The organism is Streptomyces rishiriensis (genome assembly GCF_003112535.1).
GTDB lineage: Bacteria > Actinomycetota > Actinomycetes > Streptomycetales > Streptomycetaceae > Streptomyces > Streptomyces rishiriensis.
In genome coordinates this window covers 1-15,344 of the sequence record NZ_BEWA01000011.1, presented here as the reverse complement: position 1 = coordinate 15,344, position 15,344 = coordinate 1, and the positions used below count along the sequence as shown (strand labels likewise).

15 protein-coding genes and 1 pseudogene are annotated in these 15,344 nt (G+C 68.2%); 7 read left to right on the top strand and 9 right to left on the bottom strand.

Annotated features, from left to right (window positions below; translation table 11 throughout):
* Positions 1 to 20 precede the first annotated feature (20 nt).
* The 7 genes from Sri02f_RS18655 to Sri02f_RS18630 all read right to left on the bottom strand — a co-directional run bounded on the left by Sri02f_RS18655 (position 21) and on the right by Sri02f_RS18630 (position 7,061).
* A complete protein-coding gene (locus Sri02f_RS18655) occupies positions 21 to 2,363 on the bottom strand; it encodes a transposase (protein ID WP_245970682.1) in 2,343 nt (780 codons plus the stop codon).
* On the bottom strand, positions 2,363 to 3,250 hold the full coding sequence (locus Sri02f_RS18650) for a TnsA-like heteromeric transposase endonuclease subunit (RefSeq protein ID WP_245970681.1): 888 nt from the start codon (positions 3,248 to 3,250) through the stop codon (positions 2,363 to 2,365). The genes Sri02f_RS18655 and Sri02f_RS18650 overlap by 1 nt, the downstream gene beginning before the upstream one ends.
* A 169-nt stretch (positions 3,251 to 3,419) precedes the next feature.
* A complete protein-coding gene (locus Sri02f_RS41250; RefSeq protein ID WP_159106737.1) occupies positions 3,420 to 3,581 on the bottom strand; it encodes a transposase in 162 nt (53 codons plus the stop codon).
* A 215-nt stretch (positions 3,582 to 3,796) separates the two neighbouring features.
* Positions 3,797 to 5,257 carry a UvrD-helicase domain-containing protein gene (locus Sri02f_RS18645; RefSeq protein ID WP_109002448.1) on the bottom strand — a complete coding sequence of 487 codons (1,461 nt, stop codon included), beginning with the start codon at positions 5,255 to 5,257 and terminating at the stop codon, positions 3,797 to 3,799.
* Between the two features lie 9 nt (positions 5,258 to 5,266).
* Positions 5,267 to 5,758 carry a hypothetical protein gene (locus Sri02f_RS18640; RefSeq protein ID WP_109002447.1) on the bottom strand — a complete coding sequence of 164 codons (492 nt, stop codon included), beginning with the start codon at positions 5,756 to 5,758 and terminating at the stop codon, positions 5,267 to 5,269.
* Positions 5,755 to 6,639 carry a DUF6083 domain-containing protein gene (locus tag Sri02f_RS42910; protein ID WP_245970680.1) on the bottom strand — a complete coding sequence of 295 codons (885 nt, stop codon included), beginning with the start codon at positions 6,637 to 6,639 and terminating at the stop codon, positions 5,755 to 5,757. Before Sri02f_RS42910 ends, Sri02f_RS18640 begins: the two co-directional genes overlap by 4 nt.
* A 158-nt stretch (positions 6,640 to 6,797) precedes the next feature.
* Positions 6,798 to 7,061 (bottom strand): helix-turn-helix transcriptional regulator, encoded by a 264-nt coding sequence (locus tag Sri02f_RS18630; protein ID WP_109002446.1) that lies wholly within the window; start codon positions 7,059 to 7,061, stop codon positions 6,798 to 6,800.
* Between the two features lie 505 nt (positions 7,062 to 7,566).
* Here Sri02f_RS18630 and Sri02f_RS18625 point away from each other — a divergent pair.
* The gene (locus tag Sri02f_RS18625; RefSeq protein WP_245970679.1) at positions 7,567 to 8,247 is read left to right on the top strand and encodes a hypothetical protein; all 681 of its coding nucleotides are present in this window, start codon (positions 7,567 to 7,569) and stop codon (positions 8,245 to 8,247) included.
* Between the two features lie 1,132 nt (positions 8,248 to 9,379).
* Here Sri02f_RS18625 and Sri02f_RS44345 read toward each other — a convergent pair.
* Positions 9,380 to 9,586: pseudogene (locus tag Sri02f_RS44345) on the bottom strand (IS701 family transposase); the annotation flags it as partial.
* A 251-nt stretch (positions 9,587 to 9,837) separates the two neighbouring features.
* Between Sri02f_RS44345 and Sri02f_RS18615 the strand changes: the two are divergent.
* The gene (locus Sri02f_RS18615; protein ID WP_159106736.1) at positions 9,838 to 10,365 is read left to right on the top strand and encodes a hypothetical protein; all 528 of its coding nucleotides are present in this window, start codon (positions 9,838 to 9,840) and stop codon (positions 10,363 to 10,365) included.
* A 141-nt stretch (positions 10,366 to 10,506) separates the two neighbouring features.
* On the opposite strand, the gene Sri02f_RS18610 is transcribed toward Sri02f_RS18615, so the two are convergent.
* The gene (locus Sri02f_RS18610; protein ID WP_109002444.1) at positions 10,507 to 11,394 is read right to left on the bottom strand and encodes a helix-turn-helix transcriptional regulator; all 888 of its coding nucleotides are present in this window, start codon (positions 11,392 to 11,394) and stop codon (positions 10,507 to 10,509) included.
* A gap of 286 nt (positions 11,395 to 11,680) precedes the next feature.
* Between Sri02f_RS18610 and Sri02f_RS18605 the strand changes: the two genes are divergently transcribed.
* The 5 genes from Sri02f_RS18605 to Sri02f_RS18585 all read left to right on the top strand — a co-directional run.
* Positions 11,681 to 12,052, top strand: a complete 372-nt coding sequence (locus Sri02f_RS18605) for a DUF2255 family protein (protein WP_109002443.1) — start codon at positions 11,681 to 11,683, stop codon at positions 12,050 to 12,052.
* A gap of 182 nt (positions 12,053 to 12,234) precedes the next feature.
* Positions 12,235 to 13,032, top strand: coding sequence for a carboxymuconolactone decarboxylase family protein (locus Sri02f_RS18600; protein ID WP_109002442.1), 798 nt, complete (start codon positions 12,235 to 12,237; stop codon positions 13,030 to 13,032).
* Positions 13,029 to 13,868, top strand: coding sequence for an SDR family oxidoreductase (locus tag Sri02f_RS18595; RefSeq protein ID WP_109002441.1), 840 nt, complete (start codon positions 13,029 to 13,031; stop codon positions 13,866 to 13,868). Before Sri02f_RS18600 ends, Sri02f_RS18595 begins: the two co-directional genes overlap by 4 nt.
* A gap of 69 nt (positions 13,869 to 13,937) precedes the next feature.
* Positions 13,938 to 14,915, top strand: a complete 978-nt coding sequence (locus Sri02f_RS18590) for an aldo/keto reductase (RefSeq protein ID WP_109002440.1) — start codon at positions 13,938 to 13,940, stop codon at positions 14,913 to 14,915.
* Positions 14,916 to 14,956: 41 nt separating this feature from the next.
* Positions 14,957 to 15,344 (top strand): (R)-mandelonitrile lyase (locus Sri02f_RS18585; RefSeq protein WP_109002439.1); only part of this gene is annotated, 388 nt, incomplete at its 3' end.

Genomic DNA, 15,344 nt, shown 5'->3' with positions numbered 1-15,344 from the left:
CGGACCGTTGTAGGGGGGATTCACCGGCTGACCTCTTCCTCGGCTGCGGCCGCTGTCGCCGCACCGGGCTCGTCTGTGTCGTCGTCGGGCAGGGCCAGCAGGCTGGTGGCGCGCAGCCGCTCGGACAGATCCTGTGGTGGCGGGGTCGGGCGTTCGGAGACGGCGGCTTCACGCCGTCGTCGACGTTCGTTGGTGACCGCGTTCTGTCCCTGCTCGGCGCGTTCGCGCCAGCGCAGCGGGATGACCTTGCCGTCGTCTGAGCCGGTGCGCGCCGCGGGCACGGCGGCGGGCGCTGGCTCGGCGGGCGCCGACTGGGCCGCAATGGCGTCGGCGGGGCGGTCGGCCGCGGCGGCCGCGGCCTGAGTCACTTCGCGGGCGTGCTCGGTGCGCTGCTTCTTCGTCAGTTGAGTCGGCCACTGCTCGACGGGGATCTTCCCACCGATCACGTCGAGGAGGACCGGCAGGAGTTCCTTGTCCGACTTCGGCGCCAGCCCGCGCTTGCGTAGTTCGCGCATGGCCTCGCGAACACGGGCGTCGCTGAAAGCGGGGAATTGCCCTTCCTCGGGCAGGCCCACCCAGCGCAGGGTGTGCCAGTCGTGCGTGAGCGGATCCTGGAAGAACACGAAGCAGGGATCGCGCGGGTCCCGGTGGATGACGTAGCGGTTCGCGTCTTTGCCGCCGCGCCGGGAGAGCTCCCCGCGGTACGGGTCCAGGGCCTCTCCGTCGTACCACAGGTTCTTGATCTTCACGCCTCGCTTGCCGTGGATCATGACTCGATGGGTGGGGAGAAGCTGGTAGTACAACTCAGGAGAAGGAATCTGCAGTGCGAAGCCGCCCTGAGTTATGGAGGCAGCGAACAGGCTGTTGGGACTGTGGTCACCGCCCGGGTCCCAGCTCGGGGCGTAGGAGTCGAAGCGGCGGTTCTGCCAGATCTTCACAATCCAGGTGGCGATGATGTGCTCCATCTCAGCCACAGTCAGGCAGGCGTCGGCCTCCGGATCCACGCCGCGGTCGGCGGTGTCCACGCCCTGGTAACCGAGCAGGATCGCGAACAGCAGCGACTGGATGGCCCCGAAGGCGCGTTCCACGGCCTTCTTGTCAGTGGGGCGCAGCACCCGGCTCGGCTTGATGTTCGCGCCGAGGACCCGCTGAACCTCGACCAAGTGGTGGTTGCGGTAGACGGAGCCGTGGTCGGTGGTGACGGTCTCTGGCGCGAAGAACGGCAGCCCGGCCACCTCGTACCCGGCGAAGTCGGCCACCACCGTGCCCGGGACGCCGGGATAGGCCCACTCCATGTCCTCGCCCCAGTCAGGGCGCATCGGCAGCGGCATCGTCATGTCCCGCAGCACCATTGCCACGTCGATCGAGGAGTCCGAGACCAGGCTGAGCCGGAACGCCACGATCGAGTGCGTGTACACGTCGAGTGCCAGCGTGAGATGCACGGAGACCGGATCGCCGAACACGTCCTCCAGGACCTTCACCGGCAGCACAGTGGTGTCCAGGGCCACAACCTGCCCAGGCCGGTGCACCACCACGTGCCGCCCCGTCGCGTACTTCTGCGCCACGGCCGCCGAGCGTGCGTAGCGCTGCCGCCCGCCGTTGGAGCCGAACCAGTCCCGCCACACCCTGCGCAAGACGTCGTAGCTGGGGACCTTGGTCTTCTCGCCGAAGGTCTCCCGTACGTACTGGTGGATGAGGCGTTCGCGGTCGCGCGCGGTCAGCTTCGCCCGCCGCAGGCTCTCGTCACGTACGGCGAACAGCGCCTCGCGCACCTCCGGGGTGATCCGGTGCCCGGTCGCCTCTCGCAGCCACCGGTCGTCCGAGAGACCGATCGGCCCGAGCTTGCGCCGTGCCGTGTCCCAGCGCACCAGCGTCCGCGCGCTCACCTTGTGCAGGGCCAGCGACTTCGCCAGCGTAAAATCCATGGCCTTCGCCTTGCGCAGCTCGGCCTCCTTCGCCTTTCGGCGCTGCGTCAGTGTCGTGGTCTCCGGGTCGTACTGTTGGAGTGGTTCGTGCGGCAGCGCGGCGTCCGGATCGCCGCTGCGGTAGCCGGTCTCGACCTCCCGGATGTGCTCCAGCCGCCGTACCACGTGCTCTTGTTGAACCGGAAGGAGGTCTGCCATCGACTTCGGCTGGCGGCCCCGGCTGGCAGCCGGGAGATCCTTGCGGGTCCGGGTGGACGGTCGGCAACCGGGGCGGTGGATCAGCTCGCTCAGCTGGACCTTCCACGGCGCGCCCTCGTCCCCGATGAGTGTCACGCGGCCCAAGTGCGGCAGACACGTCTCGACCCGCCACGCCTTGCCATCGATGATCAGCTCGGTGCCGGGCTCCAGCGCCCATGTCGATGCCGTTTCAGTATTCACTACCGCACACCGCGAGGCTCTACGAGTGCGAGCCGGATCAGGCTCGCGTCCCCGTACGGTGCCGAGAGGTCCGCACCGAGCTCTCTACGCCACAGCAAGTGCAGGGCATGGGCCCGGGCCACTGCAGGGATGGAGCACCGCTCGACCAAGTCACGTAGCGGCTGCGGACCTTGGGAGGCAGCTGCGCGCAGCTGGCCGTGCATGTCGAGCACATTGGACAACGGCCGCCGTTCGGCGGAGAACGCGTCCACCGTTTCCCATACGTGCCGACGCCAGCCGGTCACCACGCCGTAGCGCCACCCGGCGGCCAATGCGGCCTCGAACGTCGCGGCGAACTTCAGCTCGTCCTCGGGGTGAATCCGACCGGCCGGCCGTACATCGATCACGAATGGACCGGTATCGGTCAGCAGCAGGTAGTCCGGCGTGTGATTTACCCGCTTGCCGCCCGCGTAGAAGCGCAGCAGGAACGGCTGCGAAAGCGCCTCACGCAGCCCGGCCGCGAAGTCAGCGACTAGGAGCAGACACTCCTCCTCGAAGCTCTCATAACCGTGATGCCGACGCGTGGACACCATGTACTCGAGCCCGGGCCGGTGGTACTGGTCGGTCCGCCAAGTGAACCGACGCACCGGCATGGTGCGTGAGACGTCGACCTCGTTGAGGTCGCGCACCGAGTACGTGGCGGCGGCGTCCTGCCCGAACTTCCACCTCGTCGTCCAGCGCCGAGCCCATCGTTCGTCTAGGTCCAGCTGGTGCGCGTATTCGGTGAATCCCCGGTGCAAGAATGCCAGGTCCTCCAGGCGACAGGAGTCGGACCACGTATCCTCCTGTGATCCTTCCGGCACTCGGAGGACGGAACTCGCCCCGGAATCCTTCATATGCACGTCCACCGCTCCTCAGCAGATCGAACACGGACGCCAAGATCAGCCACGACGCTACGGTGAGCAGCGCCCATGGCTCCACCACATCAGCGCCCTTCACACGCACGAGTGAACGCCGGGCTCGGGACTGTAAAACGTTCGGCTCTGTCCCGTAATCGGTGGTAGCGCTGTGTAGTGATCACTGGAGGAGGATGCGGTGGCGGAGCAGGGAGAACCCGGTCCGGCCGTGCATCTGCCTCATGATCCGTTTGGTTCGGGTGTTGACGCCCTCGGTGCGGCCGTTGTGGTACGGGCGGGTGAAGCCGGCGTCGACGGCGGCGCGGTCGAGTGTCCCTGCCAACAGGAGCGACGTTGGGCCCTCGCCCTGCCCCAGCCTCGAAAAGAATTCACGTACAGACGCAAAGACTCCATTAGCGAGCTGACGGAGACTCATGAACGATCGAGGGTAACCAGGCACCCTGGACCGGCAATAGCTGTGAATTGAACAACCCTCTTACTCGCTGAAAACTACGGGCCTGATGGGGGCATCGGCCCTCCGGCCGGGTGGTGGTCCAGTCAGTTTCCAAGGTGGCTGTCGATCCAGGACAGTCCACCAAGGTCGAGATGGCGACGCGCTCGGGTGACGGCGACATAGGCGAGACGGGCGTCAGTATCGCTGACAGGTTCAGGGATAGGACTGCCCTCGGAGTCCTGCTGGCCGGTGTCCTTGGGGGGTGGGAAGTCGTCGCCGATCCGAACCGTTGGCCATTCGCGGCCCTTGGCCTTGTGCGCGGTGGAGACGATCACCTCGGCGCCGTGCTCGTCGGTGAGTTTGTCGACCGCAGTGAGGATCGCCTCGGGGCCGTGTGCGTCGACGAGGTCGACGAAGGGCTGCAGGTCGGCGCCAGCTGGGTCGTATGCCGCATAGTCCTGTACTTCGCCCCAGGAGGCGAAGAGGACGAGTTCGGGATGGCTGGTTCGGCGGCCTTCTTTGAGGCCGCGTGCGGCCAACGCCAGTGCGGCGAGTGTGTGTCCGCCGCGGGCCAGGGCGACGCGGCGGCCTTCGGCGAGGAGCCGCATGACCTCGGTCATAGCGCCGATGTTGGTGCGACACAGCACTGCATCCGGGTTTGCGATGTCTCCAATTTCCGTGGGCACCGTCTCGCTTCCGGTCAACCGGATGGGAGCGTCGGCGAGTTCGAGCCAGCGGTTGGCCTGTTGGGCGAGGAGGGGGCCGAAGCGGAAGGAGCGGGTGAGAGTGAGTGCGGTGGCGTCGTCGAAGCCGGTCATCACGTCCCGGGCGCCGCGCCAGCCGTAGATGGCCTGTGCGGAGTCGCCCACCATGACGAGCTGGGCATGGTCGCGTTGGGCATGGAAGACCTGTTCCAGGACCGGGTTGGTGTCCTGGGCCTCGTCGAGGAAGAGGAAGTCCGCTTCGATTTTCGGGTGGGTCAGGGCCCACATCTTCAGATAGTGGTCGTGTTCGAAGTGGACGACGCCCTGGTCGGGGTTCTGAAGGTCGGCCCACGCTTTCACCGCGAACGGAAAGACCGAGTCGGCGAGTTGAGTGTGCTCGGCGGGCGTCGGCAGGCGGCGAAGCCGCGGTACATGATGGTGGCTGAGAGTCTGGTCAGCGGAGTAGCAGAAGTGCTTCACGGCGCGTAGCGCTGTGTTGGAGAGCGTCCTGTGGCTGATCTCGTGATCGCCGATTCGGACGTGTCGGGTGATGCCGAGGGCTTGGCCGGTTTTCCAGGCGGGTTGGCGCGGTCCGTTGAGCCGACCGGCATAGCGGTGGCCGAGGGCGGCGTACGCGGTCGCATGGGCGGTCCTGCATGTCACCGTGCGCGGGAAGCGTGTAGCGGCGTGGCAGGCGATGTCCTTGTTGAAGGCGACGTAGCGGCCTCGTCGTTTGGTGCTGGACGCGAGCATCTGGAGGGTGGTGGTCTTGCCGGTACCGGCTCCCGCTTGCAGGGCGAGGTGGTGTCCTGCTCGGAAGGCGTCGAGGGCGTGAACCTGCTCGTCGGTTGGGGTGGACACAAATACTCCTCAAGAAGGGGCGGGGGCACTCTTGCATCTGGGCCGGCGGCGGGGGTGACGCAGGAGAGCGCTCACTGCGCAGAGCAGCAGTTCTTCGGGGGTGTGCTCGGCCAGAAGCTCTTCCAGCTGGCGGGCACGCTCTTCGCTGTGCCGGGCAACGGCATCGGTCACGACCTGGCGTAGGAAGTCCCGGGGCCGTTGGCCCGAGGCTGCCGCGGTCCGGCGGATGGTGGTGCGGGCGGCGGGGCTGAGGGCGACGTTCATCATGACCCGGCCCTGCCGGTCCGGGTAGTGGGTGGTGAGAACGTCGATGGGCAGCACCGCATCGAGCCGGTGGCGAAGCGCTCGCAGTGCGCGGCCAGGAGTCTTGGCACGCTGCAGGGCCAGCAGTCTGGTGCGGCTGGTGTCGCTGGCCAGAGCCACGACACGACGGGCACGGCACAGCTCATCGTCAGTGGCGGGCCGGGTCAGGGCGATCTCGACCGCGTGGTGTCCGGTCACGGCTGCGGTGCCCTCCTGCTCCGGTCTGCAGGCCCTGGACGTCGGGTGATCGTCGGGAGCCGGCTGCGGATGTGTTCGTGGTGGAGGAGCGGATCGAAGGGCTCCCACTCGGCCACCGTCACGTCGGGTGCTGTGGGAGTGGCGGCGTGCTCGGGACAGCGCTGGGCCCTCCAGCGCAATTGATCGGCGTAGTGCAGATGTGTGAGCGCGTAGACGGCCATGACCTCCCCGTGCAAAGGAAGTTGGCCGCGGACAGCAGTGGTGGATACGAGGGTCCACACCCCCGCCGGAGACTGAGGTGTGAGCAGTGGACTGGTGCAGCGGCGGCGTCGGCGGGTCTGAGCGACGCACTGGATTTCGTCCACCGGGCGGTTGGCGAGATAGCGGATGTACAGGAGCTGCACGACAGGTCGGGCTGGCCGGCACGTAGTCGTCGGCGAGGTCTCGACGTTCGGCTGAGCTGAAGAGGGAACGAACGCACCGCGGTCGATCAGGCGGCGGGTGTTGACCGCCAGAGCACGGCGCAGTCCTGCCAATTCGGGGGCAGCCGGGAGGGCTTCGCGGGCAGGGCAGAGCAGGGCGTGCGGCAGTCGGCACCAGGCGCTGCCGTCGCCCGCCGGATGAGCGACACCGCGGCTGACGTGCCAATGACAGGTCGAAGGCACCTTCTCGGCAGGCAGTTCGTCAGGGTGCAGCCGCACCGGCTGCTCGTTGATGCGGTGGTACCACTCGATGCGGTTGCCGCAATCGCGGCAGCGGTCGCTTTGGCCGCACCGCAGCAGACGGCTGGCACTGTCAGCGCTGACGCGGAGGGAACGTCTGGCGTGGACGTGGACGGGGCTTCCGTCCCGGCGGTGTGGGGAAGGGGGTGTGGAGCGCATGAGGGCGAACCTGCCAGCCAACACGCCGCTCGGCCGGTGTCGCTCCCGCAGTGTCCCCTGGACGGCCGTATTTGTTGAGACTGGCTTTCGGGAGTGCGAGTGCGTGTTCGCTTCGCGTCACTAATTCGGGCGGTTGGCGAACGCCGTCTTGGAGCTAGTCAGTCGTCCGCCTTTGTCGGCGGTTCGTGGCCGTTGCACAGCGTGGAGAAGAACTCGTCGAGCGGAGTGCTCAGAGCGTGCGCGAGGGCGTGCCAGGTCTTCAGAGTCCCGATCGTGCGGCCCTGCTCAATTTCGATGAGAGTCCGTCTGGCGAGGCCGCTACGGGCGGCGAGCTCGTCATAGCTCCATCCTCGGGCCGCCCGTAGGCGCGCGAGCTCCAGGCGGAGCGCCTCGAAGTTCGGATCGGGCGGAAAGATCGTCACCTGACCATCCGACGGGGCAGACCCCTGCCCTGTCAGTGCAGACCTCTGCCCTATTTCCCCAGGTGGCGGCCCGGGCAAGGGGGCAGAGGTCTGCACTACCGTGTGCTGCCGCTCCCTTGAGCGAACAACGGCGCGAGACAGGACTGGGAGGAGCGCGCGCCCTATGAGGCTCCACACGACATGCCCGACAGCGCGGCGTGCCTGGACTGTGGAGCTGCGGCCCGGCTCCGGTGGACCGCAGCTCGTTTGTCAGCAGTGCGACCACCGGGGCGTACTGCTTGCTGCCGTATCTGCACGCTCCGCGGCACTCGAACACCTGGCCGGGCATGCCCGGCGCGACGCTCTACCGTCGTACTTGCGTACCTGTCAGTGTCACGAGCGGGGGTGCCGCTGGCACCCCCGGCACCGCGGCTGCGCCGGCCCGGTTCGGCTTCTCCTTGCCCGTGAGCGGGGTGGGCGGCTCTGGCGACTTGCCGATGCCTGCACGGCCTGTGCGTCGGTCACGATGCAGGCCGCCGTGGTTCCGGAAACCTTCCTGCGTACGACCGTGGCGGCGGCGGACGGTGCCTCGCGGCGGCGCAAACGACAGCCCAAAGGGCCGGGCGATCAGGTTCGGGTGCGGGAGATGCTCAGCTACTTGGCCGCCACTCTGCCAGGCCACACCGGGGCTGCGACCCGACTGCTCGCCGTGCAGTGTGCCCTGCGCATGAATGCCGACGGGCAGGTTCGGTTGCCGATCGGGGTCCTGCACAGCCTCCGCCTGGGCCGCGACCTGCTCCCGTGGACTGAGTTGGAGCAGGCGCGATGTCTCCGCAGAACGCCAGCCTGCCCGGGCTCTGAGAGTGGCGGGACGATCGCCCAGATTCTCGACGGCGGGCTGTTTGCTCAGCATCCGGCACGCCCGGACCGCAGGAAGGCTGCTGACTGGGCGTTGCGCATGGCGACAGTCGGCGGCGTGAGTGCCGGTGACCCGGCTCTGCGGCTGACTGCCCTTTGCCTTGCGGCGCACACGGACTTCTCCGTTGGCCATGGATGTGTCGAGGCGGACCGGATTGCGCATGAGTGTGGGTTCGTTCCCGAGGCTTTGACCCTCGTGCTCGGCCGGCTGGCGACATCCCTCGCCTCCTGGAGCGTGGCTCTTGACTCTGGAGATCTGCGCTGGGAGCTGCCGCCAGGGCTGGTCTGAGGCTGTTCGTCTGCCCTGGGGTGCTGGATGACGGGGGCGGTACGGGGTGGTTTCCCCCAATCGCTTCGAGGCAGAGGCTGTACGTCCAGCCGCTCTGGCTGACCGTTAACACCGCGAACCACTCGTTCCTGGCGAAGGCGGTCATGTGAGGCATGGCGTTCCCGTCCCTGTCGGCGGGGCGCCGTCGCCCCGCGTGCCTTGGTTGGAATCAGGGTCGTGAGGCTTGTGTCGGCTCGGCAAGGCGGCTTCTGCCAGGCGGAAGGACTTCTGTAAAGAGGCTGGTCAGAGACCTGTCCTGTCAGCCCTAGTCGCCGGAGTAGGTGGCCCGGGTGGTGCTGCTGTCCGGTTCGCGCTTGGGTTGGCCGGAGAGGGCGACGGCGAGTGCGACTACTCACTGCGTAGCGTTAATCGCCCCAAAATGTCCACTTAATTGCAAATGTGATACCAGACTGTTGATGGATGCTCGGTACAGCGGCAAGAATCAGCATCACTGCAGGTCAACTGCTGATCGTTTTGGAGTCTGGGGCCCTCGGGTCGAATCCGGGTCGAATCCGCACCCTTTTAGGGTGTTGGGCGTGTCGCCGCTGGTCAGGGCGGTGTGAGGTCACGTGCTGGTTCGCCTCGTGTATGGGGGCGGGCGACGAGCAGTCGGACCGATGAGCCGCTGAAGAGGCGCTGAGTGGCTGTGGCCGGCTGCCAGGCGCAGGGGGCTCACCAGCGGATTCTTCGCTGGTGGTGGTGCACGCCTTTCGTGATCATGTCCTGCGGACATGTCTTCAGGCGGGACGGCTGATGCGCGACGGCCCGGGAATGGCGGTTCCTGCCCAAGACCGACCTGCCTGGTGGCAGGGCCATCCAGGAGACGGGTGGTAGGCGGGCGGCGTGGCCGGCTGCCCCGCCGTGAGGCAGCCGGAACTCTCGCAACAGCCGGTACGCCCCGGAACTGCCATGTGTCGTTGGACGCGCCGGACTGAACCCCGGTGCGGCGGCGGAGGCTGCCGTGAATGGACGTGGGCGCTTGTGCGCGGCCGGACTTGGTGTGACGGTGGGGGCCGGCTCTCCTGTGTGAGTGCCGAGGAAGGCCCTGGGCCAGCAGGGCTGGTGGTGCTGGTGAGGTGCGACTGGGCCCCTTGCTCTGCTCGATCCACGGCCGCAGTCCGTAGAGACGGACGATCTCGGGCAAGTCGGCTGGCGGATGCGGGCAGGCGGCGACGTGGGGCGCGCCAGGGTGGGGAAGGTTGGTGGCCATCCCTCGAGGGGCGACCTCCCCAAGGAGTGCGTCTGCCGCCGCTGGGACTGGACGTTCGCCGACTGGGCACGAATTGCCGAGACGGTCGTCAATATGTGACATCCGCGGCCGGAGACCGGGTCGAGGCCGCCGGACACCGGAGTGCGTCTGGCCGCGCAAGTGTGACGCGCCACCGTCCCAATCGGCCTGCATTAATCTGTCAGGTATGCATTTGGGCGTTGTGGCCGGTGGCGGGATCACCGACAGGTGATCGACGAGATTTTGCACCGGGTGCGGACCGGGGTGCAGTGACGGGATCTGCCTGAGCGGTTCGGGCCGTGGAAGACGGTCTATGAGCGCCATTGGCTGTGGTCAGCAGATGGCACCTGGAAACACGCCTGCTGCAGCAGGTGCAGTACGCGGCGGACGCCGCGAGCGAGATCGACTTGGACATCTCGGTTGACTCCACGATCGTGCGTGCCCATCAGCATGCGGCAGGCGCCCGTACCGATCCGCCGCCGGTCCCGGCGCAAAAAGGGGGGGCGAAGCAGCAGAACACCAAGCCGGGAAGTCATGGCAGAGCCTGCTCGATGGACAAGATCCGCATCCCGCGCATCGGGGCGGGCAGGCCGCGCAAGAAGCCCAACAGTCTCGCCGCGGACGAGGCCTACAGCAATGGCCCATGCCGCCAGTACCTACGCCGCAGGGGTACCCGGACCAAGGCTGCCCGCCTGGCTGGGCAACGCTTGGGCGCGGCGAAGCGGAGCCAGATCATGTTCATGGATCGCGACGACATCCTGAACCAGTTCGTGACCAACCTGCCGCTTCCCGTAAGCGCAACGCTGCCGGGTGCAAGGCCGCCGAGGAACGGCAGAGAATCACCATTCTGACGCGGTCGATGCAGGTGCTATCAGGTTGCGTCTGTTCGGCATTCGAGCAGACCGCCATGCGCTATGTCGCCGCCGCCCACCCCCAACGCACCGCCAAAGCTACCCCGATCATGCCTTTGCCCAGGCTGGAACCGTGGGGGCTCATCGCTCCTGTGGGGACGGCGTGGGCTCGGTGTGGGTGGCGGTCATGTCGAGCAGGAGCATGGCGTCGTGGTCGGGGGTGCCGGGCTCGGCGGTGTAGACGCCGAAGCGGTGGCCGGGGGTGCCTTCCAGGGTCATGCCCTGGAAGGCGAGGGTGATCTTGCCGACCTGGGGGTGCTGGAAGGTCTTGGCGGTGATCTTGCGGCCCGTGACGTCGTAGCGCTCCCACAGCCCGGCGAAGGCCGGACTCTTCAGGAGGAGTTCGCCGACGAGCTGCGTGAGGTCGGGGGCGTCGGGGTCGGTGCCGGCCAGGGCACGCAGGCGGGCGACGCAGTGGCGGATCTGGTTGTCCCAGTCGGGGAAGATCTCGCGGGCGGCGGGGTGGAGGAAGAGGTATCGGCCGAGGTTGCGCTGGGTGGCGGGCCAGTCCTCGATGCCGGTGTACAGGGCGAGGCCGCCGGGGTTGTGGGCGAGGATGTCCATGCTGCGGCTGACGACGTAGGCCGGGCTCGGTCGCACCGTCTCCAGCAGCAGTTTCATGTGGGGGCGCACGGTCCGGCTCGGCGCCGGGGCGGCCTGAGGCGCGTAGCGGGCGGCCCGGACGGCGAGGTCGTGCAGGTGCTGGTGCTCGGCGTCGTCGAGCTGCAGAGCGCGGGCGAGGGCGTCGATCACGGCCGGGCTGGGGCGGGTCTCCTTGCCGCGCTCCAGGCGGATGTAGTAGTCGATGCTGACCCCGGCGAGCGTGGCCAGTTCCTCGCGGCGCAGGCCGGGGGTGCGGCGCACCCCGGGGCCGGGGGTGAGGCCGGCTGCCTGAGGGCTGGTCTGGGTGCGGCGCGCGCGCAGGAAGCGCCCCAGCTCGTTGCCGCCGCTGTGCTGCTCGGGTGCCATCTCGCCAGTGTCTCTCCGCTCCCGGCGCGACATGCGCGTCGAGGGGGGCCCTGTTACACCCCCGCTGGCCACTCCCCGGCACGTCTCGGCCTCCCCGCGGCGGGCAATAGAGGGCAGGGTTGACCATGCGTCGCACCGGGGCCGAGCGTCCAAGGTCCCGTATCCCGAGACGTGGCTCCTTCTCGATGGCGTGCCCCTCACGTGCGGGAAACCGCGGACGGGATGAACGGCGACACGGCTGGTCAGAGCCCCGGCTCTTGGCCCTGCACATGGGAAGGGAACGACGATGACGGACTGGAAGGGCTCAGATCTCGAGAAGATCGCCGCGGCTCAGGAGCTGGACCTGGCGTCCGAACGGCTCAACGGCACCCTGCGCGACCCGGTGACGATGTGGGTGGTCCGCTCCGGCGATCAGCTGTACGTCCGCTCGGTCAAGGGCCCCGGCGGCCCCTGGTACCGGGGAACGCAGTCCCGCCACCAGGGACGCATCGAAGCCGGCGGCGTCCGGCAGGACGTCACCTTCCACCAAGCCGAACCCGACGAGTACCCGGGCGTGGATGCCGCCTACCGGGAGAAATACGGGCACTACACGAGCATCGTCGAGCACGTCCTGACCGAGCGGGCCCGCGCCTCCACCCTGCGCCTCGAACCCCGCTGACCGGCCCAGAACCCACCGACGCCCCCTTCCGGTTCACAGAGCCACCACAGCAGTTACGAAAGGGCAAGATCCTCTATGCGTGCCACTTTCCTGTCCGGCCCCGGCGACGTCCGGGTCGAGAACGTGCCCGCCCCGCAGAAGGCGATGGACGACCGCAGCCGGCTGACGGTGCTGGTGCGCCCGTGACCGCCCGCAAGCCCAACGCCGCTGCCACCGCCGCGCACGAGCGGCTCTTCCCCGGCCACGTCTCCACGCTCGCGGTCACCGATCCGGAGCTGATCGAGTACTTCGACAACTTCGCCTTCGACGAGGTCCTGCGCCACACCGGCGAGGTCGACGAGCGCACCCGGCTGATGACGCAGCTCGCCGCGATGATCGCCGTCGGCGCGGTCACCGAGTACCGGGTGATGCTCGGCGCCGCACTCACCGTCGGGGTCACGCCGGTGGAGGCCAAGGAGATCGTCTACCAGGCCGTGCCCTATGCCGGGATGGCCCGCGTCTTCGACTTCCTGCACGCCACCAACGACGTCCTCACCGACCGCGGCGTCGAACTGCCCCTGGAGGGCCAGTCCACCACCAGCCCGGACACCCGGATGGAGCAGGGCCTGGCGGTGCAGAAGCGGATCGTCGGCGAGAAGGCCGTGGACGCCATGTACGCGAACGCCCCGGCCGACGAGCAGCACATCCAGCAGTTCCTCAGCGTCAACTGCTTCGGCGACCACTACACCCGCACCGGCATCGACGTGCCCACACGTGAACTGCTCACCTTCGCGATGCTTGCCGCGCTCGGCGGCGCCGACGCGCAGGTGAAGGGACACATCGCGGCCAACCTGAACGTGGGCAACGACCGGGCCGCCCTGCTCGCCGTCCTGACCGGGCTGCTGCCGTTCATCGGCTACCCCCGCACCCTCAACGCCCTGACTGCCGTTCACGCCCTTGCCCCGGCCGACGACGCCCCGACCCGAGAGGAGCACGCATGACCACCCGTACCTGGCTCATCACCGGCGTCAGCAGCGGCTTCGGCCACGCCCTGACCACCCAGCTCCTCGAGCGCGGCGAGAAGGTCATCGGCACCGTCCGCAACCTGGACAAGGTCGCCGACCTGACCGAGAAGTACCCCGACACCTTCCGCCCCGAGATCCTCGACGTCACCGACATCGCCGCCGTACGCAAGACGGTGGACGCGGCGTTCGCGGCCGGCCGAGTGGACGTGCTCGTCTCCAACGCCGGCTACGGTCTGTTCGGCGCCGCCGAGGAGATCACCGACACCCAGGTCGACCACATCATCGCCACCAACCTCACCGGCTCCATCACCCTGATCCGCGCCGCGCTTCCGCACCTGCGCGCACAAGGCGGGGGACGCATCGTGCAGATGTCCACCTACGGCGGACAGGTCGCCTTCCCCGGCAACTCCATGTACCACGCCACCAAGTGGGGCATCGAGGGGTTCGCCGAGTCGGTCGCGCAGGAGGTCGCGCCGTTCGGTATCGGCGTGACGATCGTCGAGCCCGGTGGGGCCCGCACGGAGTTCCGCTACGGCAGCGCTCAGGTCGCGGACCCGATCGACGCCTACGACGGCAACCCCGCCCACGCATTCCAGGCCATGCTCGACCCGGCGAACGGACTGGCGCCAGGAGACCCGCAGCGCATGGCCGCTCGCATCATCGAGTCCGTCGACACCGACCCGGCTCCACTGCGGATAGTGCTGGGCTCTCAGGCGCTGGACTCCACCCTCGGTGTGCTGCGCAGGCGGATCGACGACTTCGAAGCCCAGCGCGACCTGGCGGCCTCCACGGACTTTCCCGTAGAGGAATGACCGCCCCACTCGGCCACAGCGCAGCTGTGGCGTTTCCCGAACCACATCCGTCAGAGGAGACACGCAACCGTGAAGCACATCAAGCTGGGTGACCTGGAGGTCTCTCGGATCGGCCTCGGGGCGATGGGCATGTCCCACGGCCTGACCGGCGCCGGAAGCGACGACGCGGAGTCGATCCGTACCGTGCACCGGGCGATCGAACTTGGCGTCACCCTCATCGACACCGCCGAGATCTACGGCCCGTACACCAACGAGGAGCTCCTCGGCCGGGCACTGAAGGGCCGACGCGACCAGGTCGTCCTGGCGACGAAGTTCGGCATGATCGACCATGGCGGGTCGGGCCCGTGGAATCTCAACTCCAAGCCCGCCAACGTCCGTGTTTCCGTTGAGGGGTCGCTGAAGCGGCTGGGCACCGACCATATCGACCTGTACTACCAGCATCGCGTCGACCGGGACACCCCTATCGAAGAGACCGCCGGCGCCGTCGCCGAGCTGGTCCAGGAGGGCAAGGTGCGCCACTTCGGACTGTCCGAAGCCGGACCGGACACGATCCGCCGCGCCCACGCCGTCCACCCCGTCACCGCCGTGCAGTCCGAGTACTCGCTGTGGACCCGCGGCATCGAGGACCGGGTCCTGCCCGTGCTGCGGGAGCTGGGCATCGGCCTGGTGCCGTTCTCCCCGCTCGGGCACGGCTTCCTCACCGGCACCGTCCGCAGCGAGAGTGACTTCGAAGAAGGCGACTTCCGGCGCGGCAACCCGCGCTTCACCGGCGAGAACTTCCAGCGCAACCTCGCGCTCGCCGACGAAGTCCAAGCCATCGCGGCCCAGGTCGGCGCCACACCCGCGCAGGTCGCGATCGCCTGGCTCCTCGCCCAGGGCGACGACATCGCCCCCATCCCCGGCACCAAGCGCGTGACCCGCGTCGAGGAGAACACCGCCGCCGACGGCCTCCGGCTCAGCTCCGAAGTCCTGGCAAAGCTCTCCAGCCTCCCCCCGGCCGCCGGCGACACCCACAACGAAGCCGGCCTGCGCATGCTGGAACGCTGACCCCGCCCCACCCCCGCCCGCACGAGAGCAACGAGCACACCATGGAGTTCGTCAAGCCGCAGCCCACCGGGAAGGGCCCCGAGGACTGGTTCAACGGAGACGTCTGGTTCGACGTCATCCACGTCGGCCAGGAGCCCTCCCGCCTGCGCGCCAACATGGTCCGCTTCGCCCCGGGCGCCCGCACCGCCTGGCATTACCACGCCGTCGGCCAAACCCTCCACGTCGTCGCCGGCACCGCCCTGATCGGCACCCGCGACGGCGTCGTCTACGAGGCCCATCCCGGCGAGACCGTCACCTGCCCACCCGGAGAGGAACACTGGCACGGCGCCACCGAAGACCGCTTCATGCAGCACCTCGCCCTGTGGGACGGCACCGCACCCGACGACGACCGGCCCGAGACCACCTGGCTCGAGCACATCACCGACGACT